The organism is Duganella sp. P38, assembly GCF_050859475.1.
GTDB lineage: Bacteria > Pseudomonadota > Gammaproteobacteria > Burkholderiales > Burkholderiaceae_D > Rugamonas.
Genome location: NZ_CP193936.1, coordinates 2578333 through 2603505, shown reverse-complemented (window position 1 = coordinate 2603505; position 25173 = coordinate 2578333). Strand labels below are relative to the sequence as shown.

The following is a 25173-nucleotide window of genomic DNA, read 5'->3' as shown; positions in this document are numbered from 1 at the left end:
CCATGGACTACCTTGTTTCGCAAGTCATCGCGCATGGCTCCGCGGTGCGGGAATTCCAGCTGCGCCGCAAGGACGGCGCCGCCCTGCCCGGCTGGCAGCCCGGCGCCCACATCGTGGTCCAATTCACCGACGCCGACGGCGGCGTGCTGGAGCGCCATTATTCGCTCGTCGGGCCGGCAGGCGGCGGCGCCACCGACACTTACCGCATCGCCGTGCAGCGCGAGGATGACGGCAAAGGCGGCTCGCGCCGGCTGCACGACGCCTACGCGGCCGGCAGCGCGATCGGCATCCGCGGTCCGTTCAACAGCTTTCCGCTGGACGCCGCGCCCGGGGCCGGCGCGGCGCCAGGGCGCGTTTTGCTGATCGCCGGCGGCATCGGCATCACGCCGCTGGTATCGATGGCGCACGCGCTCGGCGCCGCCGGCCGGCCGTTCGAACTGCACTACCTGGCGCGCAGCGCCGACCGGCTGGTTTTACTGGACGAGCTGCGCGCCATCCCGCACATCCGCCTCGCCACGCACATCGCCGACCAAAACGGACGCGCCGACCTGGACGCCCTGCTCGGCGCCTATGAAGCAGGCGACAGCCTGTACTCCTGCGGCCCCGCGCCGCTGCTGCAAGCCCTGGCCGACGCCGGCGCGCGCAACGGCTGGCCGGCGGCGGCGCTGCACTTCGAAAGCTTCGGCGCCCGCACGCAGCACGGCGACGGGCCGCTGACGGTTGAACTGGCACTGTCCGCAATGACCGTCGAAGTCGAGCCCGGCAGCTCGATACTCGCCGCGCTGCTGGCTGTGGACGCCTTCGTCTCCTATGACTGCCAGCGCGGCGAATGCGGCAAGTGCTATACGCCGGTGCTGGCAGGCCAGCCGCTGCACCGCGACATCTGCCTCACGCCAGCCATGCGCGCCACCGGCATGTGCACCTGCGTCTCCTGGGCCGCCGCCCCCGGCCGGCTGGTGCTGGAACTCTAGCCGGCCCACCCGTCATTCCCGCGCAGGCGGGAATCCATACAGCGCGGGCCTGGGCAACTCAGCATGGGTTCCCGCCTGCGCGGGAACGACGGCGGGGTGAGGTTTATGCAGGTAAAAAAATAAACTCTTAAGAACTCTGTCATAAAATAGGCTTTTTCTAACACTGCGCACCCGCGCTACCTACATGGAAATTGCCATATTACTGGGATTGATTTTGTTGAACGGCCTGTTTGCAATGGCCGAAATTGCCTTGATGACGGCCCGCAAAGCCCGGCTGGCCAAGCTGGCCGAGAGCGGCGATAACGGCGCCGCCGCTGCCCTGCAACTGGGCGAAGATCCCACCAAGTTCCTGTCCACTATCCAGATCGGCATCACCTCGATTGGCGTCCTTAACGGTATCGTCGGTGAAGCCACTCTGGCGCGTCCATTCGGCGAATGGATGCTGTCCCACGGCGTGCCTGAAAAATGGGCCGACAACGCCGCCACCGCGCTGATCGTGGTGGTGCTGACCTATTTCTCCATCGTACTCGGCGAGCTGGTGCCCAAGCGCCTGGCACAGCTGAACCCGGAACCGCTGGCGCGCCTGATCGCCCGTCCGATGCAGCTGCTGGCCCTGGTCGCGCGCCCGTTCGTGCGCCTGCTGTCGGCCTCGACCCAGTTGGTGCTGCGCCTGCTGGGCGTGCGCAACACGGGGCCGCAAGCGATGACCGAGGAAGAACTGCACCTGATGCTGGAGGAAGGCTCGGATTCCGGCGTCATCGAGGAGCAGGAGCACCAGATGGTGCGCAAGCTGTTCCGCCTGGACGACCGCCAGATCGCCTCGTTCATGATACCGCGCCGCGACATTATTTACTTCGACGTCGATGAAGATCCGGCCGTCAACCTGAGCCGCTTCAACGCCAGCACCCATTCGCGCTTCCCGGTGCTGCGCGACGGCTGGCGCCAGGTGCTGGGCGTGGCCAGCGCGCGCCAGATGCTGATGCAGACGCTCAACGGCCATCCGCTCGACCTCACCGCGCAACTCGAAGAGCCGGTGTTCGTGCCCGAGTCGCTGACCGGCATGGAGCTGCTGGAACACTTCAAGCAGTCCGGCGCGCAGCTGGCCTTCATCGTCGACGAGTACGGCGAGGTGCTGGGCATCGTCACCCTGCAGGACGTGATGGAAGCGATCACCGGCGAATTCAAGACGCCGCATCCGGAAGAGTCGTGGGCGGTGCAGCGCCACGACGGCTCATGGCTGCTCGACGGCCTGATCCCGATTCCGGAACTGAAGGACCGCCTGGACCTGCGCGATGTGCCGGAAGAGGAACGCGGCCGCTACAACACGCTCAGCGGCATGGTGATGCTGCTGCTGGGCGACATCCCGCGCACCGGCGACCGCTGCCAGTGGCAGGGCTGGGATTTCGAGGTGGTCGACCTCGACGGCCTGCGGATCGACAAAGTGCTGGCCACACGCCGGCCGGAGGGCGCGGCGGAAGCACCGACTTAATCGTACAACTGTATTTTTTTGTTCAGATACAACGGTAATAAATTCGTACACTCGTCATAATGCGGTAATAAATCTTTCATATCCTCTCGGTTTTCCACCGAGAGGATGCTATGAAACGTTTAGCCATGAGTGCCGCGCTCGCCTTGTGCATCAGCCCTGCTTTCGCCCTGAATATCGTGCTGTCCAACGACGACGGCCTGACCAGCAATGTCAAGGCGCTGTACGATGAACTGAAGGCCGCCGGCCATGCAGTCATCGTTACGGTGCCGTGCACCGGCCAGAGCGGCCGCAGCGCGGCCATCGTGATGTACAGCACCACCACCATTATTGCGGACAACGACAAGACCCAGATCGAAGCCGAAGGCGGCTGCCACAACGGCGCCGCCCCGACCGGCGCGCCGGCTGTCGGCCAGTTCACCAAAAGCGGCTATACCGGCGGCGACTTCAACTACGTGCACGGCACGCCCGTGATGGCCACCATGTACGGCCTGGACGTGCTGGCGCCGGCGCGCTGGGGCAAGGCGCCGGACCTGGTGCTGTCGGGCCCGAACGAAGGCCAGAACGTCGGCAAGGTGGTCATCAACTCCGGCACCATCGGCAACGCCCAGTTCGCGGCCGGACGCGGCCTGCCGGCCATCGCGCTGAGCGCCGGCACCGACACGGTCGATAACGCCGGCCTGGCCAACGCCCGTTCTAAAACCGTGGCGCAGCTGACCGTCAAGCTGATCGCCGCGCTGCAGGCCAAGGCCGGCGGCTCGGCGCTGCTGCCGGCCGGCACCGCGCTCAACGTCAACTTCCCGGACGGCGTTGCCGCCACCGCGCCGTGGGCGTTCTCGCGCATCGGCACCTACGATACCTATGCGCTGAAATTCAGCAGCGCCGCGCCCTGGGGCCTGAGCGGCTCGCTGCCGGCCGCCGCCACCGCCGAGCAGGCGGAAGATGAAGCCGTGGTCTACAAGAGCAAGATTTCGGTCAGTGCGATGCAGGTCGGCTACGACCATCGCCCGGCCGGCCAGCAGTGGCTGCGCCTGCGCCTGCGCGACCTGTTTGCCCAGTGAGGCGCGCCATGAACCGTTCGCTTACTTTCTTTGCCGGCGCGGCCGCGCTGCTGCTGGCCGGCTGCGGCAGCAACCATGATGCCGCCGAGCCTGAAGTCAAGGTCACCGACCTGGCGGCCGGCGTGTACGCCGTCAGCAGCGGCGACGCCGCCAACCCCACCGCCGGCAAGTATTATGCTGCCGCCGACGGCAGCCGCCTGCTGGTGCTCAACAACAGCAACCAGCAAGCGGCCGCCGTGTATCGCCGCGACGCCGGCGGCCCCTGGCGGCTGACGCCGGCCCCGACGGCGGACAGCGCGCTGGAACTGCTCAACAGCAACGCCGCCACCGCCGCCACGCTGAGTGCCGGCGCCTTGGCGCGCGGCTATAGCGTGCGCCTGGCGTCCGGCGCCGCAGCCGCGTTCAGCATCAACGCCGGCGGCGACATCGTGGCTGCCGGCGCCGGCTGCAAGTTGTCGGGCAAGGTGAGCGCGTCTTCGCTGCCGAACACGCTGAAACTGTCGCTGGCCGCCTCCGGCTGCGGCGATCTGCCGGCGCAATCGGATGGCTATCTGGTGGTCGACGGCGACTACGCGCCGGCCGCGTTCCGCCTGCTGACCTACAGCAGCGGCGCGCTGGTCGACCTGTGGGCTTACGCCGAGTAAGTCCGGCTATTGCTGCTGCCGCAGCCACTCGGCTGCGGCGCCGAACGCCGTAGCGACCGTCTCGTCGGAGGCGTCGCCCGGCGGCTCGGTGTTGCTCAGGCCGGTCAGGCCCATCGAGACGACTTGCGCGCACAGCGCATCGATGCCGCGCGCTTGCGGCAGATATTTCATGAAGACCTTGACCAGATTATTCCCGCGCCGGCTGCGCATATCGGCCGTGCAGGCGGTCAGCTCCGGCATGCGCGCGGCGGCCAGCGCCACCGCGAAACTGGCGCGCGCCAGGTCGAGCTGCTTGCCGTCGCCCTCGACGCGCAGGCGCTGCAATTCGGTCAGGCTGGCGGCGTCGACCGCGTAGCGGATGTGGGCCACGATGGACTCCAGGCCGGCGATCACCAGATCGCGCTGGGTCGGGTAGCGATAGCTGAGCGTGGTGTGCGCGATGCCGATTTCCGCCGCGATGGCGCGGTGCGTCAGCCCGTGCACGCCGCGCGCCGCCAGCCACCGGCCGCACGCGCGCGCCGCCGGCGCCGCCCATGCCGGCTCGCGCGCGGCCTCGCCGTGCGCCGCCGTCTGAAGCGGCGTCTGCATTTGCGCCAGCAGCAGCGCACACAAGGCCGCATCGCCGTCGTCGGCCTGCGCCGCCAGGCCGCCGGCGAACAGGCGGCGCAGGCTCAGGCGGCGCAGCGTGCGATACGGCGTCAGCGGCCCCAGCGCCAGTCCGTAGGCCAGTTCGGCAATGACGTAGCCGTGCCACCAGCCGCTGGCCAGCAAGCCGGGCGCGATGCCGGCGCGGCCGCCAAATTCATCCCAGAAAGCGCGGCGCGCCCCGGCCCACGCGGCAAACATCGGCGGCACCGTGACGTCCCACGCGCCGGCGTGCAGCAGTTCCAGATACAGCAGCGACAGGCCGCGATGCTGGCTGGCCAATTCTTCCAGCATGCTCTCGGCCAGCTCGGCGCCGATGGCCGGCGAGATCGCGCCGAGCGCATCGAGGGTTGAGCGCCAGCGCGCCATGATCAGCTGGTCCTGGCCGCAGGCGGCGCGGCACACCGCCGCCAGCACTTCGGCGCGCGCGCCGTAATTGCTGGTCAGCACGGTGACGGAAACCGCCAGCGCCTCGGCCAGCGGCCGCAGGCTCAGTCCGGCCAAGCCCTCGCTGCCGACAATCCCGCAGGCGGCCGCCAGCAGGTCCGCGTCCAGCGGCGCCTTGCGGCTGCGTTTGGCGACGCCCGGCCCGGTCATGGCGCGGCGCGCTCCTTGCCCAGCAGTTCCCCGACGCGCTGGTCCAGCGCGTCGGCGGTGAAGGGCTTGGTCAGGATCTGCATGCCGCGCGCCAGGTGGCCGTGGTTGAGCACGGCATGCTCGGCGTAGCCGGTGACGAACAGCACCGGCAATTCCGGCGCGCGCGCGCGCACCGCGTCAGCCAGCTGGCGGCCGTTCATGCCGTTCGGCAAGCCGACATCGGTGACCAGCAGGTCGATATCGGGATGCGCGCCCAGCAGCGATAGCGCGGCGGGGCCGTCCTCCGCTTCCACCACGTCGTAGCCGAGATCGGCCAGGACCTCGACCGCCACCGTGCGCACCAGCGGCTCGTCATCGACCACCATGATTTTCTTGCGCCACAGCGCCCTGTGCGCCCCGGCGGCGGCGGCCGCGTCGTCGGCCGCGCCGGCGCCGCTGTGGCGCGGCAACAGCAGGCTGACTGTGGTGCCCGCGCCCGGCGCCGAATCGATGCGCACCGCGCCGCCGGACTGGCCGGCGAAACCGTACACCATCGACAGGCCGAGGCCGGTGCCCTGCCCGGCCGGCTTGGTAGTGAAGAATGGCTCGAAGGCGCGCGCCAGCACGTCGGCCGTCATGCCGGCGCCGGTGTCGCTGACCGACAGCGCCACATAATCGCCGGGCGCGACGTTGCACTGCGCGGCGCCGGCCTGATCGAGCGTCTGGTTGGCGGTGGCGATGGTCAGCTTGCCACCATCGGCCATTGCGTCGCGGGCGTTGATGCACAGGTTGAGCAGCGCGTTCTCGATCTGCCCGACATCGACAAAGGTGGGCCACAGCCCATGCGCGCCGGCCGTTTCGATGGCGATGGCCGGCCCCACGCTGCGGCTGATCAGCTCCTGCATGCCGGCGACGATGCGGTTCAGGTCGGACGGCCTGGGATCGAGCGTCTGCCGCCGCGAGAACGCCAGCAGGCGCTGGGTCAGCGCGGCGGCGCGCCGCACGGCCGACTGCGCGCCGCCGAGGTGGCGTTCGAGGTCGCCAATGCGCCCCTGCGCGATGCGGATTTTCATCAGCTCCAGGCTGCCGCCGATGCCGGCCAGGATGTTGTTGAAGTCGTGCGCCAGGCCGCCCGTCAGCTGGCCGACCGCTTCCATTTTCTGCGCCTGGCGCAGCGCGTCCTCGGCCTTGAGCAAGGCGGCGCTGCGTTCTTCCACGCGCTGTTCCAGCGTCTCGGTGAGCGCGCGCAGCGCGGCGATGGCGCGGTCACGCTCGGCTTCCACGGCGCGCCGGCCTTCGATATCGATCAGTACGCCGGGAAATGACAGCGGCCGGCCGTCGGCGTCCAGCTCGACCCGGCCGTTGGCTTCCAGCCAGTAGTAATTGCCGTCGCGGCGGCGGGTGCGGTACTGGTGGGCGTAGGCGCCGCCGCGGCCGAGCGCCTCGGCGATGGCGTCCGCCAGTCCCTGCCGGTCGTCCGGGTGCACGGTGGCGACGATCTGCGCCAGCGGAATGCCGCTGCGGCCCTGGACCGGATCGAGGCCGAAGGCGTGGGCGAAGCCCTCGTCGATGCTGAAGCGATCGGCCGGCACGTCCCACACCCAGGTGCCGATGATGGCGCCGGCCGCCATCGCCAGCTGCACCCGCTGGACGTTGTCGTGCAGCGCCGCCTCGGTCTTCTTGCGCGCGGTAATGTCGCGGAACAGCACCGACACCTGCCGCATCTCCACCGGTCCCAGCCGGGTGGCCGAGACTTCGATGTGGCGGCCCACGGCCAGGAATTCCTGCTCGAAGCGCAGCGTCTCGCCGGTGCGCAGCACCTTGCCGTACAGGTCGAGCCAGGCCTGGGCGTTGTCCGGCTCGATCTCGCGCAGGCGCTTGCCGACGATGTCGGCGATGCCGGTGTGGCGCTCGTAGCCGGAGTTGGCCTCGATGTGCAGATAGTCGCTCAGCGGGCCGTGCGGGCCGTCGATAAATTGAATGATGCAAAAGCCGTCGTCGATAGCTTCGAACAGCGCGTGACGCTGAACCCGGCTCAATGCCAGCTGCTTTTCAAGGGCAGCGCGGCTGAGCGATGCCAGTTCCATGTCCAAAATAGCGCCTTTTAGTTGTCTCAAATCATTATATAGCGACGGGTGCGCGCCCGGCAGTATAATCTTTGCTCGCTTAATTTGAAGGAATCTTTGTGCACCGTTCCCTGATCAGCGCCGCTTGCTGCGCCCTCTTCGCTTTCTCCGCGCCCCTGTACGCCGAAACCATCGCCGCGCCGCTGTCCGGCATCGACCTGAAAACGCTGGACCCGGCGGTCCGCCCGCAGGACGACTTCTACGGCTACGTCAACGGCATCTGGACCCGCAACACCGAGATCCCGGCCGACAAATCGACCTGGGGCACGTATATCGAGCTGCGCGAAATCGCCCAGGGCCAGCTGCGCAACGTCATCGAGAGCGCCGTCAGGCAGCCCGGCAAGGTCGGCAGCGAAAGCCACAAGATCGCCGACCTGTACACCAGCTACATGAACGAGAAGGCGCGCGACGCCGCCGGCTTCAAGCCGCTCAAGCCTGAACTGGCGCGCGTGGCCGCCGTCAAGGACAAGCGCGAGCTGCCGGCGCTGTTCGCCTACCTGCAACGCGGCGGCATTTCGACGCCGTTCTCGGCCGGCGTGGCGCCGGACGCGCAAGATCCGGAAAACTACACGGTCAGCATCAGCCAGTCCGGCCTGGGCCTGCCGGACCGCGATTACTACCTGAAGGACGACGACGCCAAGCTCAAGGCCGCGCGCGACAAGTACCTGAGCCACATCAGCACCATGCTGGCGATGAGCGGCGACCAGCAGGCCGCCGCGCACGCGGCGCAAATCCTCGACATCGAAACCCGCCTGGCGGCCGCCCAATGGACCCGCGTGCAGATGCGCGACCCGGTCAAGTCGTATAACCGCGTCGAGTTCAGCAAATTCGACACGCTGGCCCCGGGCTTCGACTGGCAGGCCTACTTCAGCGCCGCCGGCTTCGCGCCGAAAGCGTCGTCGGCCGTGGTGCGCCAGCCCGGCTTCCTCGGCGGCTTCGCGCAAGCCTTGGCCGACGTGCCGCTGGACGCCTGGAAAAGCTACCTGAACTGGCGCATCATCGAAAGCTACGCATCCTACCTCGACAGCGCCACCGTCAACGAACGTTTCGCCTTCGAGGGCACGGCCCTGCGCGGCGTGCCGCAGGCGGAGCCGCTGTGGCAGCGCGCGCTGCGCTTCACCGACGCCTCGCTCAGCGACGCCGTCGGCAAGCGCTACGTGGCCATGTACCTGCCGCCGGAAACCAAGCCGCGCGTGATGGCCATGTTTAACAACTTCGTCGCCTCGTTCAAAGACGGCATCGACCAGCTCGACTGGATGGGCGCGGAAACCAAGAAGGAGGCGCAAGCCAAGCTGGCCGCGCTGAAGCCGAAGATCGCCTACCCGGACAAATGGCGCGACTACAGCGCCATGAAAACCCAGCCCAACGACCTGATCGCCAACGTCCGCGCCGCCCGCGCCTGGAGCCGCCAGAACAATCTGGACAAGCTGGGCAAGCCGGTCGACCGCGACGAATGGTCGATGACGCCGCAGACCGTCAATGCCAGCTACAGCCCGGCGCTGAACGCCATCACCATTCCGGCGGCGATCCTGCAGCCGCCGTTCTTCAACGTCAAGGCCGAGGACGCGGTCAACTACGGCCTGCTGGGCATCACCTTCGGCCACGAGATCAGCCACGCCTTCGACGATTCGGGCAGCCAGTACGACGCCCACGGCCGCCTGCGCAACTGGTGGACCGCCGAGGACCGCGCCGCCTTCAAGGCGCGCGCCGCCGGCCTGGTCAAGCAGTACGGCAGCTACAGCCCGGTGCCGGGCTACTACATCAACGGCGAGCTGACGCTGGGCGAGAACATCGGCGACAACTCCGGCCTGTCGATCACCTACAACGCCTACCAGCGCTCGCTGGGCGGCAAGCCGTCGCCGGTGATCGACGGCCTGACCGGCGAGCAGCGCCTGTACATCGGCTTCGCGCAGAAATGGCGCGCCAAGCTGCGTCCGGAAGCGGCCATCGCCCAGATCAAGAGCGATCCGCATTCGCCGGGCGAGTTCCGCGCCAAGGGCACGGTGATGAACCAGCCGGGCTTCTACAAGGCGTTCGACATCAAGCCGGGCGACCCGATGTACCTGCCGCCGGAGCAGCGCGTCTACATGTGGTAAGCCCGCCGGGGCTGGGAGCGGTGGCGAACAGTCCGGCCACCGCTTTGCGGTTATGATGGCAGCATTATCGTCCTTTGTTGCCATCATGATTGCATTCGACACCACCGCCCTGGTCGCGCACATTCTGCCGGTGCGCCAGCGCGATTTCCAGATGCCGGTGTTCCGCCCGCGCCAGCCACGGCAGCTGCGGCTGGCCGGCAGGAAAGATGACCGCACGGCCGCCATCATCGAGGAAGGCCTGGACCACGCGCTCTACCGCGGCCGCGACGCCGCGATCAACTATCTGTGCGAGCAAGGCATCGCCCTGCGCATCATTTCACGCGTGCTGTTCCAGCCGCAGCTGCGCCGCTCCGCCTAGCGCGGCGGGCCAAGTTCCGCCGTCTGCAGGATCGCCTGCACCACGTAGCGCGGCCGCGCCCGCACCTGCTGGTAGATGCGGCCGACATACTCGCCCAGCAGGCCGATGCCGAACAGGATCACGCCCATGAAGAAGAAGGTGACCGCAAACAGCGTGAACACGCCGTCCGCCTCCGCGCCCAGCAGCAGGCGGCGCACCAGCAGCAGCGCCACCAGCGCGGCCGACGCCAGCGACATCAGCATTCCCAGCATCGAATAGAACTGCAACGGCAGCAGCGAAAAGCCGGTGACCAGGTCGAAGTTCAGCCGGATCAGGCTGTATAGCGAATACTTCGACTGCCCCGCCGCGCGCTCCTCGTGCCCGACCACCACCTCGGCCGGATTGCGCGCGTAGCGGTAGGCCAGCGCCGGCACGAAGGTGTTGACCTCGCCGCACTGGTTGACCAGGTCGACCACATTGCGGCCATAGGCGCGCAGCATATTGCCCTGGTCGGTGATGCGGATGCTGGTGATGTGCTCGCGCAGATGGTTCATCGCTTTCGATGCCCAGCCACGCCAAGCGGCGTCGCGCCGCTGGCGGCGGATCGAGCCGACATAATCGTGGCCCTGGCGCATTTTCGCCACCAGCACGCCGATTTCCTCGGGCGGATTTTGCAGGTCGGCGTCCAGCGTCACCATGATATCGCCGCGCGCCGCCTCGAAGCCGGCCAGGATCGCCATGTGCTGGCCATAGTTACCGTTGAATAACACCACCCGCGTCACATCCGGCCGCAGGCGGAATTGCTCGGACAGCATGGCGGCTGAACGGTCGCGGCTGCCGTCGTTGACGAAGATGATCTCGTACGTGGCGTCGAGCCGGTCGAGCGCCGGGTACAGGCGCGCGAACAGCGCGGCCAGGCCGGCCTCTTCGTTATAGACGGGGATGACGATCGACAGTTCGGGCGGGTGAAAATCGCGGTTCATGGTCGGACAAGCGGGTTGAAAAGCCCGATTGTCCGACAGCGATCATTAACAGCGCATTAAAACTGGCCTCAGGTGGCCGCGCGCGCCTTCAGCCAGCCGGCCACCGCCGGCAGGATGGACAGCACGACGATGGCCATTACCACCGCCGTCAGGTTTTTGCTGATCCATGGGATGTTACCAAACAGGTAGCCGGCCGCCACCAGGCTGCCGATCCACAGGAAGGCGCCGCTGACGTTGTAACCGAGGAACACACGGCGCGGCATGGAACCCAGCGCGGCGACGAACGGCGCCAGCGTGCGCACGATCGGCACGAAGCGGGCCAGGATGATGGTCTTGCCGCCGTGCTTGTCGAAGAAGTTCTGCGTGTGCTGCAAGTGCTCGGGCTTGACGAACGGTATCTTGCTGGTGTCCAGCGCCCGGCTCTTGAACCATGAGCCTATGCTGAAGTTGAGCGCGTCCCCGCCACGGCGGCGATGAACAGCAGCACGCACAGCGTCAGCGGATCGAGCAGGCCCTTGGCCGCCAGCGCGCCGGCGATGAACAGCAGCGAGTCGCCCGGCAGGAAGGGCATGACCACCACGCCGGTCTCGATGAAGATGACCAGGAACAGGATCAGGTACACCCAGTTGCCGTGCTGATCGATCAGCTCCACCAAATGCGCGTCCAGGTGTATAAACCAGGCCATGAACACGGCCAGCAACTCTTCCATCAAAATCCCCTATTGGTCAAATGGCATCCAGTGTACACATAATTATTAAGAAGGTATTAAAACCGCTCGGTTGACGCTCCCCACGCATCGCTATACAGTCTGGCCGTGAACATGTAACCACGAAAGCAACCGATGAAGGCAGCACCCGCAAGCGACTCCCCCACCACCGATATCGCCGTCGACCGCAAGGCTTTGCTGTATGACACGCTGCGCCGGCGCATCACCGGCATGGAGCTGGCGCCCGGCGCGGTGATCGACGAGGTATCGCTGGCCGAAGAGTTCGGCCTGTCGCGCCCGCCGGTGCGCGAACTGATGCGCCAATTGGCGGCGGAAGGCTATATCGAGCTGGAACCGAACCGGCCGGCGCGCGTGGCGGCCATGGGCTACCAGTCGATGCGCAGCTTTTTCCTGGCCGCGCCGCTGATCTATGTCGCCACCACGCAGCTGGCGGCGCAGCACGCAACGCCGCAGGAAGTCGCCGAACTCAAGCACATTCAGGCGCAGTTCCGCACGGCCATCGAGCAAAACGACGTGGCGGCGCGCGTGCATTTCAATGACCGTTTCCATCATGCGATCGGCACAATGGCGCACAACGATTACTTGATGCCAAGCCTGCGACGGCTGCTGATCGATCACGCGCGCATGGGCAAGATCTTCTATCGCCAGCCGACCAGCAGCGACATGCAGGCCAATTTGGACACGGCCATGCGCCAGCATGACGAGATCATCGACGCCATCGAGCGCCGCGATCCGCAACTGGCGGGTGAACTGGTGCGCGCGCACTGGGAACTGTCGCGCTTGCGCATGACCGAGTACGTGGTGCCGACCGGCATGGTGCTGCCTATCGACGGCGACTGACCCGCGCGGAATGACGCAAGTGGAAGCCGGCCACGCGCCGGCTTTTTCATTCCATGAAACTACGCGAAGTTTATTGACGCCCCCTAATTTGCCCCGATATATAATGTCTACACTTTGTATACATTAAATAGACTCAAATCTACCGAGCAACTACGGAGACATAAAAATGATAGGCACTGCGCACGAGCCAGGACTTCGCCCGCCCCACGCCAGAGCGGGCGCCCCGGAGGCGCCCTGATGAAAAACCAGCAGCGCCACCTGGCGGCCGCGCTGGCCGCCGCCCTGCTGCCGGCCACCGCGCCTGCGCAAACCACCTTCACTGTATCCGGCATGCTCGACCTCGGCATGTACCGCGCCACCGACCGGACCTGGAAAATGGGCACGGTGCAGCGCAGCCGCATCCAGTTCAGCGGCGCCGAAAAGCTGGATGACGACCTGTACGTGATCTTCACGCTCAGCCCGCGCTTCGAAATGGACACCGGCGGCAACGAGGACGGCTTCAAGCCGATCTGGCACAACGAAACCACCGTCGGCCTCAAGGGCCGCTTGGGCACGCTGCAATTCGGCCGCCGGCTGGATGCGCTGTACGCCAACGACTGGGCCTTCGACCCGTGGAATTACTTCGACCGCCTGGCCTCGCCGGCCTGGGACCTGTGGCACTACAACTACCCGTCCGACCCGCGCGGCAACCTCGGCAAGCCAGAGTACGGCCGCCTCAACAACGGCATCTACTACGACACGCCCGACATCAACGGTTTCAGCGCCCACTTCAGCGGCGCACTGGACACCGAGCCGGGCGACCGCAACAGGCCGCTGACCGGCGCACTGCAATACCGCAGCGGCCGCTTGGGTGCGATGGTGGCGCGCGGCCGCAATAGCGCCGGCAACGCCGACACCTTCGTCGGCCTGCGCGCCGCCTTCGGCAACCTCAGCGTGATGGGCGCGCACGACGTCAGCACCGCCGGCGTCTCGACCGCGCGCGCCAGCACGCTCGGCATGAAGTACGCGGCAGGCGTGCTGACTTATCGCGCCAGCGTCGGCCAGGTGCGGCTTGATGGCGTGCGCGCCCAAGGCATGTTCGGCGCCGGCGTCAGCTACGGCCTGTCGCGCCGCACCAGCGTCTACCTCGACTACGGCCGCAAGCTATATCCAGCCGAGGTAAGCAGCAACTACGGCGTCGGCGTCACGCACCTGTTTTAGGCCTGCGGCATGTGGCGCTAAATGCAGTGAATACCCGGCTGCCTTATAATCGCCGCATGCTCCCCCTTCCGACTCGACGCCTGCTGACCGTCTGGATCGCCCTGCTGGCCGTCCTGTTCGGCGCGCTCGCGCCGTCGGTATCCCACGCGCTGACCGCGCAACGCGGCGGCACGGCGCGGTGGGCCGAGCTGTGCGGCGTGAATGGCGTCAAGCGCGTGCTGGTGGCCGCTGAGACACCGCAGGCGCCGCAGCGCGATCTGCTGCAACATCACGTGGAGCATTGCCCCTACTGCGCCACGCATGGCGGCGCCGTCGCCCTGCCGCCGCCGGCGGCGATCAGCTTCGCCGTCATCGGCGGGCGCGACGTCTATCCATCCCTCTACTACCGCGCGCCAGCGCCGCTGTTCCCGTGGTCCGCCGCCAGGCCGCGCGGGCCGCCCGCCGTTTCCTGATTCCATCGCAATCCCGCTTGCGGGCGATTTCGCACGCGCCCTGTCGCGCGTGCGCACAAAGAATGAGGAAACTATGAAACGCAATTGGATGTATGCGGCAACGCTGCCTGCGCTGCTGGGCGCCGCTGCGCCGGGCTGGGCGCAGGACAACGACGACGCCGCGCTGGTATTGGGCCGGGTGGAAGTCACGGCAAAACGCAGCGGGCCGATGTCGGCGCGCGGCGTGCTGTCGTCGGTGGACATTCTGGATGCGGACCATATCCAGAACCAGCAGGTGCAGCACGCGTGGGAACTGTTCGCGCGCGCGCCCGGCGTGATGCTGACGCAATTCCGCCAGGGTAACGAGTCGGGCAAGTTGTCTTTCCGTGGCTTTAACGGCGAGGGCGAGGTCAACGCCGTCAAGCTGCTGATCGACGGCATTCCGGGCAACGACAACGCCGGCGGCATGCCCTTCCTCGACATGCTGTTCCCGCTGGAAATCAGCGGCGTCGAGGTGGTGCGCGGCACCAACGATCCGCGTTACGGCCTGCACAACATCGCCGGCAACGCCAACGTCCAGACGCGCCAGGGCGGCAACTACAGCGACGCGCGCCTCAGCTACGGCAGCTTCGCCACGCGCGAACTGCAATTCGCGCAAGGCGTCGAGAACGGCAACTGGGCGCAGAATTACTTCGCCGGCTATCTGAAATCCGGCGGCTACCGCGCCAACAGCGGCTTCGACAAATCCACCGTCGGCGGCAAATGGTTCTACACCAGCGACGACGGCCGCACCCGCGGCGGCCTGTCCATCCGTCACACGGAAAGCAACGGCGACGAGGCCGGTTATCTGGAGGCTGCGGATGCACGGCGCGATCCTGCCGCCTCTTACGGCTACGCCCGCTCCACCGGCGGCAACCGAGCGATGACGCAGGCCAGCGTCCAGCTCGATCACGCGTTGAGCGACAACGTCTCGCTCGCCACCAGGCTTTACCACAACAAGGTGCAGGACCAGCGCTGGCTGCGCTACGCCATCACCGCCTCGCAACAGGAGCGCGTGATCGACGAGGCGCACACCGGCCTGCTGGCCAGCCTCACCTACCGCCCGCGTGATGCGGCCGTAGGCTGGCTGCGCAACGCCACGCTGGAAGCCGGCGTCAGCGCCGAACACCAGAACGACGCCAGCCCCCGCTACAACACGCTCAACCAGGTGCGCGTGGCCACCACGCGCGACCAGCACTTCCGCTTCGACAGCTACGGCGGCTACGTGCAAGCCGTGCTGCAGCCGCTACCGAAGCTGAAGCTCATTCCCGGCTACCGGCTCGACAAGGTGGAAGGCGATTTCACCGACCGCGCGGCAGGCACGCATTACGGCATCCAGGACTACGGCCTCATCAGGCAACCGAAGTTCAGCGCGGTGTACACGCCGGTCAGCAACGCCAGCATCTACGCCAACTGGGGCAAGACGTTCCAGCTTGGCGCCGGCGCGGCGGCCTACCGCAGTACCGATAGCGCCCTGCGGCCGTCGGTCAACGAGGGGTGGGAAGGCGGCGTCAAGTTCACGCCGGCGAGCTGGCTCAATGGCCGCCTGGCATTGTGGCGGCAGGATGCGTCGGACGAGGTGAAGCGCCGCCTGAACGATCCGGCCGGCGGCTCGGAGAACGTCGGCAGCACGCGGCGCGAAGGGGCGGACGTGCAGTTCAACCTGCTGCTTGGCGGCGATGCGTCGGCGTGGATCAGCTACTCGCGCCAGCGATCGCGCATCGTGCGGCCAGATCCGGCCGCGCCGAACACGCTCGGCAAGCAGATCGACCACTTGCCCGGCCACCTGTTCTCGGCCGGCTATGAGATTCAGGTCAGTCCGGCGCTGAAATTGTCGGCGTGGACCAACGGCCAGGGCGACTATTACCTGACCAGCGCCAACACCGGCGGCAAGTACGGCGCTTACACGCTGCTCAACGCCAGCGCCAGCTATCGGGTGTCGCCTCGCCTCACGCTGGAACTGCAACTGAAAAACCTGGCCAACCGCTACTACGAGTACGTGTGGATCAACGACCAGACCCGCCACGCGCCGGGCGACGGCCGCGCCGCCTACCTGTCGGCCAGCTTCAGCTTGTGATTATCTGACCGGCGCCGTCGGAGTCGAAGCGCTCCAAGACGTTTATACAATTAACCATTCCGGTTTCTGTTACGGAGCAAAAATACGCCATACAGGCATAGCGGCAGCACGGCCAGCAAGGCTGCAAACGGCAGCACCGAGCCTTCGCCCTCGGCGGCGGCGGACAGGGTGGCCGTCACCAGCGCGAAATCCCACAACGCATGCACCACCACCATCGGCCAGATCGAGCGCGTGCGCAGGCGGATGGCGGCGTAGCAGATGCCTTGCAGGAAAGCCGCCACCGCCTGCCATAGCGCGCCGCCGACGTCGCCGGTGGCGAGGCCGTTGACGGTGTGCGCCAGTCCGAACAGCGCCGAGCAGGCCAGCACGGCCGGCCATTGCGCCCAGCGATCCAGCAAGCCTTGCAGCAGGATCGCGCGGAACATCAGTTCTTCCGACACGGCCACCAGCACCGTGTTGCAGGCGACGATCAACAGCACCGGACGCGGCGGCCAGCCGCCGGCCCAGGCCACCAGCAGCAGCAGCAGCGAGTACAGCAGCGGCGGCCAGGCCAGCCAGGTGGTTTTCAACGGCTGCGGCAGGTTCAGGCCGAGGGCGGCGCGCTCGCGCAAGGCCAGCGCCAGCGCCACCGAGAAAGCAGCCGCCAGCAGCCACGGCAGGCCGATGCCGCCGGCCACCGCCGCCGTCAACGAAGCTGGCGCGCCACCGTCGCCCAGCCAGCGCCCGCTGATGGTCAGCAGCAGCCATGCCAGCAATGCCGCCAGCGACAGCGGCAGGCTGAGATGGATGCCGCGCCGGGGCGGCGTGGTCAATCTTTCACCTCGATCTTCAGCGAATAACTGGCGCGTTCGTCGCGCCGGGCGGCGTTGGGCATCAGGTAGACGCTGATCTTGTACACGCCCTCCTGCGTTACCTTCGCGCGGTAGCGCGCGCCGTCGCGCGAGCCGACAAACAGCGCCTCGCCGCCATCCGGGCCGGTGACATTGAAATAGTTCGAGCGCAAATTGGTTTTCAGCCTGACCGCCAGCGTCTGCCCTTCGCGCAGATGCACCGTGTACTCGGCCGTGTCGCGGCCGCGCAGCTTGCCGCGCATGGTTTTGGCCTGCGGCGCTCCGCTCAGTTCGGTCATATGGCGCGCCAGCTGGCCGGCGGCCGGCGCGGAAGTCAGGGCCAGCGCGCTACACAGCGCGGCCAGGAACAGCGTTTTTTTCATGTCTTACCCTGTTAGTGTATCGCCCCAACAATAGCACAAGCGTAACTTCGGCGATTTTAGCGGCATGGTCAATTCCGATGAGATCGATTAGTATTGCCGGCAACCGCCTGTCAACGCTGTGCCCGCATATTGAAACCGTTACTGAAAAACGCCCGCCTGTTCGCAGCAGTCCTTGCCCTTGCCCTGCCCTGTGCCTGCGCATGGGCCGATCCCGGCCATGGCGACATCGTGCCTGCCGCCGCCGGCACGGTCACGGTGGTCGGCCCATGGGAGCTGACCGGGCTGGAACCGTCGCGCAGCGGCTATATGTTCACCCGCATGGAAGTGGCGCAGACGCTGCTCGATGTCGACGACCAGGGGCGCCTGCAACCCGCGCTGGCGAGCAGCTGGGAGCTGTCTTCCGACCGCAAACAGTGGCGTTTCTTCATTCGCCAGGGCCGCACGTTTCACGACGGCACGCCGGTCACGGCCTGGACTGTGCTGGCCTCGATCAAGCGCGCGCTGGCGGCGCCGGGCGTGTTGCAGCTGGCCGGGATTAGCGATATCTATGCCGCGCGCGGCTCGGTGGTGGTGCAACTGGCCAGGCCGCTGGCGCCGCTGCCCTACCTGTTCACGCACTACAGCACCATGGTGCTGGCGCCCGCCGCGTTCGGTGCGGATGGGCGGGTGACGCGCATCATCGGCAGCGGGCCGTATCGGATCAAGACCATCCGCCTGCCGCAGCAGTTCGATACCGAGCTGTTCGACGGCTGGAACGGCGCCCACCCGCAGGTGGCGGCGGCGCGCTATATCAGCGTGTCGCACGCCGAAACGCGGGCGCTGATGGCGCAGAGCCGCCAGGCCGATCTGGCGTTCACGCTCGACCCGCCCAGCATCCGCCGGCTGCAACGCCAGCCCGGCGTGACACTGAAGGCGCAGGATTTGCCGCGCACCACCTTGCTCAAATTGAACGCCGCCCATCCTTTCCTCGGCGATGCGCGCGTGCGGCAGGCGATCAGCCTCGGCGTGGAGCGCGACGGCATCGCCACCGCGCTGCTGCGCGACGGCGACCTGGCCGCCACGCAGCTGTTCCCGCCGGCGCTGGCGCGCTGGCACCAGCCGGGCCTGACGCCGCTGCGGCACGATCCGGTCGCGGCGCGGCGCTTGCTGGCCCAGGCCGGCTTTCACCCGGCCGCCGACGGCATCCTGTGGCGCGACGGCCGCCGTTTCGAGCTGAAGCTGATTACCTTTGTCGACCGGCCCGAGTTGCCGCTGATCGCCACCGCGATTCAGGAGGAGATGCGGCAGATAGGCATTGCCGTCACCGTCATCGTTGGCAACTCCAGCGACATCCCGGCCGGCCACCGCAGCGGCGCGCTGGAAATGGGGCTGGTGGCGCGCAACTTCGGCACCACGCCCGATCCCACCGCCACCATGATCGGCGACTACACCGCCGGCGGCGGCGACTGGGGCGCGATGCGCTGGCACGATCCCGTGCTGGAGCAGGCGCTGGCGCAGCTCGCCAGCGGCGACGACGCAGGCGGCGACCAGCGCGCCATTGTCGCCGCGCGCCTGCAGGCGCAATTGCCGGTGATTCCGGTCGTCTGGTATCGGCAGACCGTGGCCGTCTCCAGCCGCCTGGGCGGCGTGAGCATCGATCCGTTCGAGCGCAGCTACCGCATCTCCACCCTGAAATGGCTGCCATGACCGCCTCCCTGAAACGCTGGACGCCGCTGCTGGCGCGCCGCCTGCTGCAAGCCGCGCTGGTCGCCCTGCTGGTCGGCACGCTATGCTTCTTCATGACCCGCCTGCTGCCGGGCGACACCGCCTTCCGCATCGCCGCCGGCCGCTACGGCTACGACATGGTGGACGCCGCCGCCGCAGAAGCCGTGCGCGCCGAACTCGGCCTGAATCGTCCCTGGCTGGCCGCGCTGGCTGAATGGTGGGGCCGCCTGCTGCGCCTCGACCTCGGCGTCTCGATGGTGACCGCGCAACCGGTCAGCAGCGAAATCGCGCTGCAACTGGGCCAGACGCTGCGCCTGTCCGTGTGGGCGATCGTGCTGTCGCTGCTGCTGGGCCCCGTGCCCGGCGCGCTGGCCGGCCTGCGTCCCGGCGGCTGGCTGGACCGCGCCACGCTGGCGCTGTCGATGCTGCTGCGCGCCATGCCGCCATTCGTGTTCGGGCTGGTGCTGGTGCTGATCTTCTCGGTGGAACTCAACGCCCTGCCCGCCGCCGGCCACACCGACGCCGGCAGCCTTGCCCTGCCGGCGCTGACGCTGGCGGCCGGCCTGGCGGCAGTCTCCTCGCGCGTGGCGCGCGACGCCATGGTCTCGGTGCGCGGCAGCGCCTACTACGGCTTCGCGCTGACCAAGGGCTTGTCGCCATGGCAGGCGCTGCTCAGCCACGGCGTGCGCAACGTCGCCGCGCCGGTGGTCGCCTACGTCGGCGTGCAACTGGTGTACCTGATCGAAGGCGTGGTGCTGGTGGAAACCATCTTCGCCTGGCCCGGCATCGGCCACGCGCTGGTGCACGCCATCTTCGGCCGCGACGTGCCGATGATTCAGGGGACGGCGCTGGTGCTGGGCCTGATGTTCGTGCTGTTTAACTCCCTGGTCGACCTGGCGTGCGCCGCCATCGACCCACGCCGCCGCCCGCAATGAATAATGACCTCGACCTCCTGCTGGCGGCGCGGCGCTGGCGCCCGGCCCGCATCACGGGCGCGCTGATGCTGGCACTGATTGCCGCCTTCGCCCTGCTCGGCCCGTGGCTGATCGGCATTGACCCGGCAAGACAAACACTGAGCCGCTTCCTCGAGGCGCCCAGCATCGCGCATCCGCTGGGCCTGGACCACCTCGGGCGCAGCATGCTGGCGCGCCTCGCCGAGGCGGCGCGGCTGTCGCTGTCGATGGCCGCCCTGAGCGTCCTCAGCGCCGCCATCCCCGGCACCGTGCTGGGCCTGCTGGCCGCCTGGCACGGCGGCTGGCCGGAGCGCCTGCTGACCGCGCTGGCGGACGCCGTGCTGGCCCTGCCCGGCCTGCTGCTGGTGCTGTTGCTGGCGGCTTTCGCCCCCGGCCAATTCTGGCCGCTGTATGTCGGCATCTCGCTGGCGCTGTGGGTGGAATACTTCCGCGTGGTGCGCGCGGCGGCCGCCGTCCTGCTGGCCAGCCCGCAGGTGGAAGCGTCGCGGCTGCTCGGCTTCGGCAAGCTGTACGTGGTGCGCCGTCACCTGATGCCCGAGCTGCTGCCGCGCATCTTCACGCTGATGCGCTTCGGCTATGCCGGCGCCGTGCTGGCGATGGCGGCGCTGGGCTTTATCGGCGTCGGCCTGCAACCGCCGACGGCCGAACTGGGGGTAATGATGATCGAGCTGCTGCCGTATTACAGCGAAGCGCCGTGGCTGCTTGCAGCGCCGATCCTGGTGCTGTTTTTCACTTTGCTGGGCATGATCCTGCTCGGCAGCGGGCGCAAGTCATGAGCAAACGAGCTAACGGGCATCCGGGCGCGCAGCTGAGCGTGCGCCGGCTCTCCATCTTCGCCGGCCAGCAGTGGCTGGTGCGCGACATCGCGCTGGAGATTGCCGCCGGCGGCGTGCTGACGCTGCTGGGCGAAAGCGGCTCCGGCAAATCGCTGCTGGCGCAAGCCATCATGGGCAATCTGCCGCCGACGCTGGCGTGCAGCGGCGAGATCGAGATCGGCGCGCAGCGCTATGACGCGGCCGACTTGCGCGCACGCCAAGCGCTGTGGGGCCGCACGCTGTCGCTGCTGCCGCAGGAACCGTGGCTGGCGCTCGATCCGACCATGCGCGTGGCGCGGCAGATCGGCGAGGTGCACGAGCTGGTGCTGGGCCGCAGCGCCGACGACGCGGCAGCCGCCGCCAACGCCGCGCTGGCCCGGCTCGACATGGCACAGGCCGGCGCCAGCTATCCGTTCCAGATTTCCGGCGGCATGGCGCAGCGCGTGGCCTTTCTCGCCACCTACGCGGCCGGTGCGCCGGTGCTGATTATCGATGAGCCGACCAAGGGGCTGGACAGCGCACGGCGCGGCGATGTGCTGGCCATGCTGAAGGCGGCCATCGCCGACGGCGTCACGCTGCTGACGATCACGCACGATGTGTGGCTGGCGCGCCAGCTCGGCGGCACCCTGGCGGTGATGCTCGATGGCGACATCATCGAACAGGGCGATGCCGCCGCGCTGCTGGATGCGCCGCAGCACGCCTACACGCGGCGTTTGCTGGCGGCCGATCCGGCCGCATGGCCGGCCGCAGCGCCGGCGGCGGCCACGGCGCCGGTGGCGACCGTGCAAGCCGTCAGCAAGCGCTTCGGCGCACAACAGCTGTTCAGCAATGTGACAGCAGACATCGGACGCGGGGAATTTGTCGCCATTACCGGCCCCAGCGGCTCGGGCAAGACGACGTTCGGCAATATCCTGCTGGGCTTGATAAAACCGGACAGCGGCAGCGTGCGCCGGGCCGGCGGCCTGGCTCGCACGGCGTTCCAGAAAATCTACCAGGACCCGGCGGCGGCCTTCGCGCCAACGGTGACGCTGCGCCGCTCGCTGCAGGACTTGATCGACCTGCACCGCCTGCCATGGCAGGAATTGACGGCGCTGCTGGAGCGCCTGCGGCTGCCGCCCGCCCTGCTCGACCGACTGCCGGGCCAGGTATCCGGCGGCGAGCTGCAACGCTTCGCCATCGCGCGCGTGCTGATGATGCGGCCGGCGCTGATCTTTGCCGACGAGCCGACCTCGCGGCTGGACCCGCTGACGCAGCAGGAAACGCTGATGCTGCTGCGCGAACACGCGCTGCAATATCAGTGCGCGGTGCTGCTGGTAACCCACGACCACGACATCGCCAGCCGCTACGCGCAGCGCCAGATCAGCTTATAAACCGCTGCGCTCGCTGTCGTTGATGACGGTCTGCACCTTGTCCAGTGCGCCGTTCGGCACCGTCAGCGACAGCTGGTAGTGCTGGATCGCCATGCCTTCCGGGCCCACGCGCATCACGCCGCTGGCCTGGCAGATGCCCATTTGCGTGTTCAGCTGCTCATCCCACCACACCCACTGGCGATCCGGGCTGAAGTAGATATTGCGCTTGATCGCCTTGAAATCCCACGCGCTGCCCTTGTCGAAGTAAGGCTTGGCCCAGACCCGGAACGCCTCGCGCTGCCAGTACTCGGTTTTGTCGGTGCCGATGTAGACGCCGTCCGGCGCCATCTTGTCGAAATAGGCCGGGCGGCCGTGGGCCGCGTCATCATGCCAGGTGTCGATGAAGGCGCCGACCTGCGCGCGGAAGGCGGCGTCGTCCGGCTCGGCCGCGCGTGTGCAAGTCATCGTCAGGAACATCAGAACAGCAAGTACGTAGCGCATCGAATCCCTCTTCCAGCGTGAATGAAATAACAATTTTGCGCTGGATCGGCGGCGAGGTCAACTCAGGCCGCGGCGCGCAGCTCCTCGCGGCAGCCACCATATTGGCCAGCGCGGGCAGCACCTCGGCCCACTGGCGGGTCTTCAGGCCGCAGTCCGGATTGATCCACAGCCGCGCGGCCGGCACGCGCCCGGCGGCCTTGCGCATCAGCTGCACGATGTGCTCGCGGGTCGGGATATTCGGCGAATGGATGTCGTACACGCCGGGGCCGATTCCGTTCGGGTAGTTGAAATGGTCGAAGGCGTCCAGCAGTTCCATGTCCGAGCGCGAGGTTTCGATGGTGATGACGTCGGCATCCATATCGGCAATCGCGGCGATGATGTCGTTGAATTCCGAATAGCACATATGGGTGTGGATTTGCGTCTGGTCGCGCACGCCGTTGGCGCTGATGCGGAAGGCTTCGACCGCCCAGTTCAGATAATCCTGCCACTGCGATTTGCGCAGCGGCAGGCCTTCGCGCAGCGCCGCCTCGTCGATCTGGATCACGCGTACGCCGGCGCGTTCAAGGTCCAGCACCTCGGCGCGGATGGCCAGCGCCAGCTGCTTGCACGATACCGCGCGCGGCTGGTCGTCGCGCACGAAGGACCAGTTCAGCATCGTGACCGGGCCGGTCAGCATGCCCTTCATCGGCTTGGCGGTCAGCGACTGCGCGTAGCTGATCCACTCGACTGTCATGGCTTGTGGCCGGCTGATGTCGCCGAACAGGATCGGCGGCTTGACGCAGCGCGAGCCGTACGATTGCACCCAGCCGAACTGGCTAAAGGCATAGCCGTCCAGCTGTTCGCCGAAGTATTCGACCATGTCGTTGCGTTCGGCTTCGCCGTGGACCAGCACGTCCAGCCCGAGCGCTTCCTGTTCGCGCACGCTGCGGGCGATCTCGGCTTGCATGGCGTGGGCGTAGCCAGCGGCGTCCAGTCGGCCGGCCTTGAATTCGCTGCGGGCGCGGCGGATGTCGGCCGTCTGCGGGAAAGAGCCGATGGTGGTGGTCGGATACGCCGGCAGTTTCAGGTGCACGGACTGGGCGGCGGCGCGCGTGGCGTAGCCGCTGTGGCGGCGGCCCAGTTGCGCGTCGATGGCGGCGACAGCTTGCTGCACGGCCCGATTGTGTACGCGTGGCGAGGCGCGGCGCGCGGCCAGCGCGGCGGCGTTGGCGTCCAGTTCGGCCCTGGCAGCGGCGCGGCCTTCGCGCAGCGCTTTGGCCAGCACTTGCAGCTCGTCCAGTTTTTGCAATGCAAAGGCCAGCCAGGATTTGACCCCGGCGTCCAGCTGCTGTTCGCTGTCCAGATCGACCGGAACGTGCAGCAGCGAGCACGATGGCGCGATCCACAGGCGGTTGCCGAGACGTTCGGCCAGCGGTTCGAGCCAGTCCAGCAGCCGGTTCAGATCGGTCTTCCAGATGTTGCGGCCGTTGATGACGCCCAGCGACAGCACCTTGTGGTCCGGCAGCAGGTTCAGCAAAGGGCGGATATCGTCATGGCCGTTGATGGCGTCCACGTGCACGCCGGCCACCGGCAGATTGGCCAGCAGGTACAGGTTGTCCTGCAACTGCCCGAAGTAGGTCGCCACCAGAATCTTGACGCGGCAGGCTTTCAACTGGTGATAGGCCAGGTTGAAGGCGTGCTGCCAGTCCTGGGCCAACTCGGTGACCAGCAGCGGCTCGTCGATCTGCACCCACTCCACGCCCTGCTCCGCCAGCGTATCGAGCAGTTGCGCGTAGGCGGACAGCAGCGATGGCAGCAGCGCCAGCTTGTCGCTATCGTCCTTGGCCTTGCCGAGGCCGAGATAGGTCACCGGGCCGACCAGTACCGGCTTGGCCTTCACGCCTTGCGCCCTGGCCTCGGCCAGTTGCGCCAGCAAGCGCGCGGCGTCGAGCTTGAACTCGGTAGCGGCGCTGAACTCGGGCACGATGTAGTGGTAGTTGGTGTCGAACCATTTGGTCATCTCGCCTGCGGCCACACCGCCGCAGCAAGCGGCGTGCTGGTCGGCCGAGCGGCCGCGCGCGACGCGGAAGTAGTTGTCCAGCGCGTCACCGTGGAAGTCCTGCACGCGCTGCGGCAGGTTGCCCAGCATGAAGCTCATGTCCAGCACCTGATCGTAAAACGAGAAATCGCCGACCGGCACCAGGTCGAGGCCGGCCTGCTGCTGCCAGTGGCGCTGGCGCAGCCCGGCGCCAACGGCGTGCAGCGCCTCGCGCGACGACGCGCCTTTCCAGTAGGCCTCCAATGCAAACTTCAGTTCGCGCCTGGCGCCGATGCGCGGAAAGCCGAGGTTGTGAACGATGGTCATGCTGTGCTCCCAGTGAATTTCGATGCACGCATGG

The 25173-nt window shown here is 67.4% G+C and carries 23 protein-coding genes; 14 read left to right on the top strand and 9 right to left on the bottom strand.

Annotated features, from left to right (window positions below):
- Nucleotides 1-2: 2 nt before the first annotated feature.
- From ACRQ5J_RS12100 to ACRQ5J_RS12085, 4 genes are all read left to right on the top strand, one after another.
- Nucleotides 3-971: a PDR/VanB family oxidoreductase gene (locus tag ACRQ5J_RS12100; RefSeq protein WP_432383500.1), complete on the top strand. Its 969-nt coding sequence runs from the start codon at nucleotides 3-5 to the stop codon at nucleotides 969-971.
- A 184-nt stretch (nucleotides 972-1155) separates the two neighbouring features.
- A complete protein-coding gene (locus ACRQ5J_RS12095) occupies nucleotides 1156-2460 on the top strand; it encodes a hemolysin family protein (RefSeq protein ID WP_432383499.1) in 1305 nt (434 codons plus the stop codon).
- A 110-nt stretch (nucleotides 2461-2570) separates the two neighbouring features.
- A complete protein-coding gene (locus tag ACRQ5J_RS12090; protein WP_432383498.1) occupies nucleotides 2571-3518 on the top strand; it encodes a 5'/3'-nucleotidase SurE in 948 nt (315 codons plus the stop codon).
- Between the two features lie 8 nt (nucleotides 3519-3526).
- The gene (locus tag ACRQ5J_RS12085; RefSeq protein WP_432383497.1) at nucleotides 3527-4162 is read left to right on the top strand and encodes a hypothetical protein; all 636 of its coding nucleotides are present in this window, start codon (nucleotides 3527-3529) and stop codon (nucleotides 4160-4162) included.
- Between the two features lie 6 nt (nucleotides 4163-4168).
- Here ACRQ5J_RS12085 and ACRQ5J_RS12080 read toward each other — a convergent pair whose 3' ends face one another.
- Nucleotides 4169-5404 carry a hypothetical protein gene (locus tag ACRQ5J_RS12080; RefSeq protein ID WP_432383496.1) on the bottom strand — a complete coding sequence of 412 codons (1236 nt, stop codon included), beginning with the start codon at nucleotides 5402-5404 and terminating at the stop codon, nucleotides 4169-4171.
- Complete coding sequence (locus ACRQ5J_RS12075) at nucleotides 5401-7470, bottom strand: response regulator (protein ID WP_432383495.1); 2070 nt, start codon at nucleotides 7468-7470, stop codon at nucleotides 5401-5403. Before ACRQ5J_RS12075 ends, ACRQ5J_RS12080 begins: the two co-directional genes overlap by 4 nt.
- 98 nt (nucleotides 7471-7568) lie before the next feature.
- Between ACRQ5J_RS12075 and ACRQ5J_RS12070 the strand changes: the two genes are divergently transcribed.
- Both ACRQ5J_RS12070 and ACRQ5J_RS12065 read left to right on the top strand, forming a co-directional pair.
- Nucleotides 7569-9605 (top strand): M13 family metallopeptidase, encoded by a 2037-nt coding sequence (locus ACRQ5J_RS12070; protein ID WP_432383494.1) that lies wholly within the window; start codon nucleotides 7569-7571, stop codon nucleotides 9603-9605.
- Between the two features lie 85 nt (nucleotides 9606-9690).
- A complete protein-coding gene (locus ACRQ5J_RS12065) occupies nucleotides 9691-9963 on the top strand; it encodes a hypothetical protein (RefSeq protein WP_432383493.1) in 273 nt (90 codons plus the stop codon).
- On the opposite strand, the gene ACRQ5J_RS12060 is transcribed toward ACRQ5J_RS12065, so the two are convergent.
- The 3 genes from ACRQ5J_RS12060 to ACRQ5J_RS12050 all read right to left on the bottom strand — a co-directional run bounded on the left by ACRQ5J_RS12060 (nucleotide 9960) and on the right by ACRQ5J_RS12050 (nucleotide 11634).
- The gene (locus ACRQ5J_RS12060) at nucleotides 9960-10925 is read right to left on the bottom strand and encodes a glycosyltransferase (protein WP_432383492.1); all 966 of its coding nucleotides are present in this window, start codon (nucleotides 10923-10925) and stop codon (nucleotides 9960-9962) included. The genes ACRQ5J_RS12065 and ACRQ5J_RS12060 overlap by 4 nt on opposite strands.
- A gap of 68 nt (nucleotides 10926-10993) precedes the next feature.
- Nucleotides 10994-11416: a VTT domain-containing protein gene (locus tag ACRQ5J_RS12055; RefSeq protein WP_432383491.1), complete on the bottom strand. Its 423-nt coding sequence runs from the start codon at nucleotides 11414-11416 to the stop codon at nucleotides 10994-10996.
- Nucleotides 11362-11634, bottom strand: a complete 273-nt coding sequence (locus ACRQ5J_RS12050) for a hypothetical protein (RefSeq protein ID WP_432383490.1) — start codon at nucleotides 11632-11634, stop codon at nucleotides 11362-11364. Before ACRQ5J_RS12050 ends, ACRQ5J_RS12055 begins: the two co-directional genes overlap by 55 nt.
- 132 nt (nucleotides 11635-11766) lie before the next feature.
- On the opposite strand from ACRQ5J_RS12050, the gene ACRQ5J_RS12045 reads away from it, so the two are divergent.
- The 4 genes from ACRQ5J_RS12045 (at nucleotide 11767) to ACRQ5J_RS12030 (ending at nucleotide 16239) form a co-directional block, all read left to right on the top strand.
- Nucleotides 11767-12492, top strand: coding sequence for a GntR family transcriptional regulator (locus tag ACRQ5J_RS12045; RefSeq protein WP_432383489.1), 726 nt, complete (start codon nucleotides 11767-11769; stop codon nucleotides 12490-12492).
- 237 nt (nucleotides 12493-12729) lie between these two features.
- A complete protein-coding gene (locus tag ACRQ5J_RS12040) occupies nucleotides 12730-13692 on the top strand; it encodes a porin (protein ID WP_432383488.1) in 963 nt (320 codons plus the stop codon).
- A 56-nt stretch (nucleotides 13693-13748) separates the two neighbouring features.
- Entirely contained in the window at nucleotides 13749-14144 is a 396-nt protein-coding gene (locus ACRQ5J_RS12035) for a DUF2946 domain-containing protein (RefSeq protein WP_432383487.1), read from the top strand.
- 73 nt (nucleotides 14145-14217) lie between these two features.
- On the top strand, nucleotides 14218-16239 hold the full coding sequence (locus ACRQ5J_RS12030; protein WP_432383486.1) for a TonB-dependent receptor: 2022 nt from the start codon (nucleotides 14218-14220) through the stop codon (nucleotides 16237-16239).
- A gap of 50 nt (nucleotides 16240-16289) precedes the next feature.
- On the opposite strand, the gene ACRQ5J_RS12025 is transcribed toward ACRQ5J_RS12030, so the two are convergent.
- Both ACRQ5J_RS12025 and ACRQ5J_RS12020 read right to left on the bottom strand, forming a co-directional pair.
- Nucleotides 16290-17051 (bottom strand): CPBP family intramembrane glutamic endopeptidase, encoded by a 762-nt coding sequence (locus ACRQ5J_RS12025; protein WP_432383485.1) that lies wholly within the window; start codon nucleotides 17049-17051, stop codon nucleotides 16290-16292.
- On the bottom strand, nucleotides 17048-17452 hold the full coding sequence (locus ACRQ5J_RS12020) for a hypothetical protein (RefSeq protein ID WP_432383484.1): 405 nt from the start codon (nucleotides 17450-17452) through the stop codon (nucleotides 17048-17050). The genes ACRQ5J_RS12025 and ACRQ5J_RS12020 overlap by 4 nt, the downstream gene beginning before the upstream one ends.
- 129 nt (nucleotides 17453-17581) lie before the next feature.
- Between ACRQ5J_RS12020 and ACRQ5J_RS12015 the strand changes: the two genes are divergently transcribed.
- From ACRQ5J_RS12015 to ACRQ5J_RS12000, 4 genes are read left to right on the top strand one after another with little or no spacing between them, the layout of a single operon-like run.
- Nucleotides 17582-19138: an ABC transporter substrate-binding protein gene (locus tag ACRQ5J_RS12015; protein ID WP_432383483.1), complete on the top strand. Its 1557-nt coding sequence runs from the start codon at nucleotides 17582-17584 to the stop codon at nucleotides 19136-19138.
- Complete coding sequence (locus ACRQ5J_RS12010; RefSeq protein ID WP_432383482.1) at nucleotides 19135-20091, top strand: ABC transporter permease; 957 nt, start codon at nucleotides 19135-19137, stop codon at nucleotides 20089-20091. Before ACRQ5J_RS12015 ends, ACRQ5J_RS12010 begins: the two co-directional genes overlap by 4 nt.
- Nucleotides 20088-20906 carry an ABC transporter permease gene (locus ACRQ5J_RS12005; protein WP_432383481.1) on the top strand — a complete coding sequence of 273 codons (819 nt, stop codon included), beginning with the start codon at nucleotides 20088-20090 and terminating at the stop codon, nucleotides 20904-20906. Before ACRQ5J_RS12010 ends, ACRQ5J_RS12005 begins: the two co-directional genes overlap by 4 nt.
- The gene (locus ACRQ5J_RS12000; protein WP_432383480.1) at nucleotides 20903-22315 is read left to right on the top strand and encodes an ABC transporter ATP-binding protein; all 1413 of its coding nucleotides are present in this window, start codon (nucleotides 20903-20905) and stop codon (nucleotides 22313-22315) included. Before ACRQ5J_RS12005 ends, ACRQ5J_RS12000 begins: the two co-directional genes overlap by 4 nt.
- On the opposite strand, the gene ACRQ5J_RS11995 is transcribed toward ACRQ5J_RS12000, so the two are convergent.
- Together ACRQ5J_RS11995 and metE are read right to left on the bottom strand one after the other, a co-directional pair.
- Nucleotides 22310-22759 carry a nuclear transport factor 2 family protein gene (locus tag ACRQ5J_RS11995; protein ID WP_432383479.1) on the bottom strand — a complete coding sequence of 150 codons (450 nt, stop codon included), beginning with the start codon at nucleotides 22757-22759 and terminating at the stop codon, nucleotides 22310-22312. The genes ACRQ5J_RS12000 and ACRQ5J_RS11995 overlap by 6 nt on opposite strands.
- Complete coding sequence (metE, locus tag ACRQ5J_RS11990; protein WP_432383478.1) at nucleotides 22680-25139, bottom strand: 5-methyltetrahydropteroyltriglutamate--homocysteine S-methyltransferase; 2460 nt, start codon at nucleotides 25137-25139, stop codon at nucleotides 22680-22682. The genes ACRQ5J_RS11995 and metE overlap by 80 nt, the downstream gene beginning before the upstream one ends.
- Nucleotides 25140-25173: the final 34 nt, after the last annotated feature.

Coding starts and splice junctions, on each gene's coding strand:
- ACRQ5J_RS12035 (WP_432383487.1), top strand. CDS start 13,749: ATGCTCCCCCTTCCGACTCGACGCCTGCTGACCGTCTGGATCGCCCTG.
- ACRQ5J_RS12065 (WP_432383493.1), top strand. CDS start 9,691: ATGATTGCATTCGACACCACCGCCCTGGTCGCGCACATTCTGCCGGTG.
- ACRQ5J_RS11995 (WP_432383479.1), bottom strand. CDS start 22,759: ATGACTTGCACACGCGCGGCCGAGCCGGACGACGCCGCCTTCCGCGCG.
- ACRQ5J_RS12085 (WP_432383497.1), top strand. CDS start 3,527: ATGAACCGTTCGCTTACTTTCTTTGCCGGCGCGGCCGCGCTGCTGCTG.
- ACRQ5J_RS12030 (WP_432383486.1), top strand. CDS start 14,218: ATGAAACGCAATTGGATGTATGCGGCAACGCTGCCTGCGCTGCTGGGC.
- ACRQ5J_RS12090 (WP_432383498.1), top strand. CDS start 2,571: ATGAAACGTTTAGCCATGAGTGCCGCGCTCGCCTTGTGCATCAGCCCT.
- ACRQ5J_RS12075 (WP_432383495.1), bottom strand. CDS start 7,470: ATGGAACTGGCATCGCTCAGCCGCGCTGCCCTTGAAAAGCAGCTGGCA.
- ACRQ5J_RS12040 (WP_432383488.1), top strand. CDS start 12,730: ATGAAAAACCAGCAGCGCCACCTGGCGGCCGCGCTGGCCGCCGCCCTG.
- ACRQ5J_RS12050 (WP_432383490.1), bottom strand. CDS start 11,634: ATGGAAGAGTTGCTGGCCGTGTTCATGGCCTGGTTTATACACCTGGAC.
- ACRQ5J_RS12010 (WP_432383482.1), top strand. CDS start 19,135: ATGACCGCCTCCCTGAAACGCTGGACGCCGCTGCTGGCGCGCCGCCTG.
- ACRQ5J_RS12005 (WP_432383481.1), top strand. CDS start 20,088: ATGAATAATGACCTCGACCTCCTGCTGGCGGCGCGGCGCTGGCGCCCG.
- ACRQ5J_RS12020 (WP_432383484.1), bottom strand. CDS start 17,452: ATGAAAAAAACGCTGTTCCTGGCCGCGCTGTGTAGCGCGCTGGCCCTG.
- ACRQ5J_RS12060 (WP_432383492.1), bottom strand. CDS start 10,925: ATGAACCGCGATTTTCACCCGCCCGAACTGTCGATCGTCATCCCCGTC.
- ACRQ5J_RS12045 (WP_432383489.1), top strand. CDS start 11,767: ATGAAGGCAGCACCCGCAAGCGACTCCCCCACCACCGATATCGCCGTC.
- ACRQ5J_RS12095 (WP_432383499.1), top strand. CDS start 1,156: ATGGAAATTGCCATATTACTGGGATTGATTTTGTTGAACGGCCTGTTT.
- ACRQ5J_RS12000 (WP_432383480.1), top strand. CDS start 20,903: ATGAGCAAACGAGCTAACGGGCATCCGGGCGCGCAGCTGAGCGTGCGC.
- ACRQ5J_RS12100 (WP_432383500.1), top strand. CDS start 3: ATGGACTACCTTGTTTCGCAAGTCATCGCGCATGGCTCCGCGGTGCGG.
- metE (WP_432383478.1), bottom strand. CDS start 25,139: ATGACCATCGTTCACAACCTCGGCTTTCCGCGCATCGGCGCCAGGCGC.
- ACRQ5J_RS12080 (WP_432383496.1), bottom strand. CDS start 5,404: ATGACCGGGCCGGGCGTCGCCAAACGCAGCCGCAAGGCGCCGCTGGAC.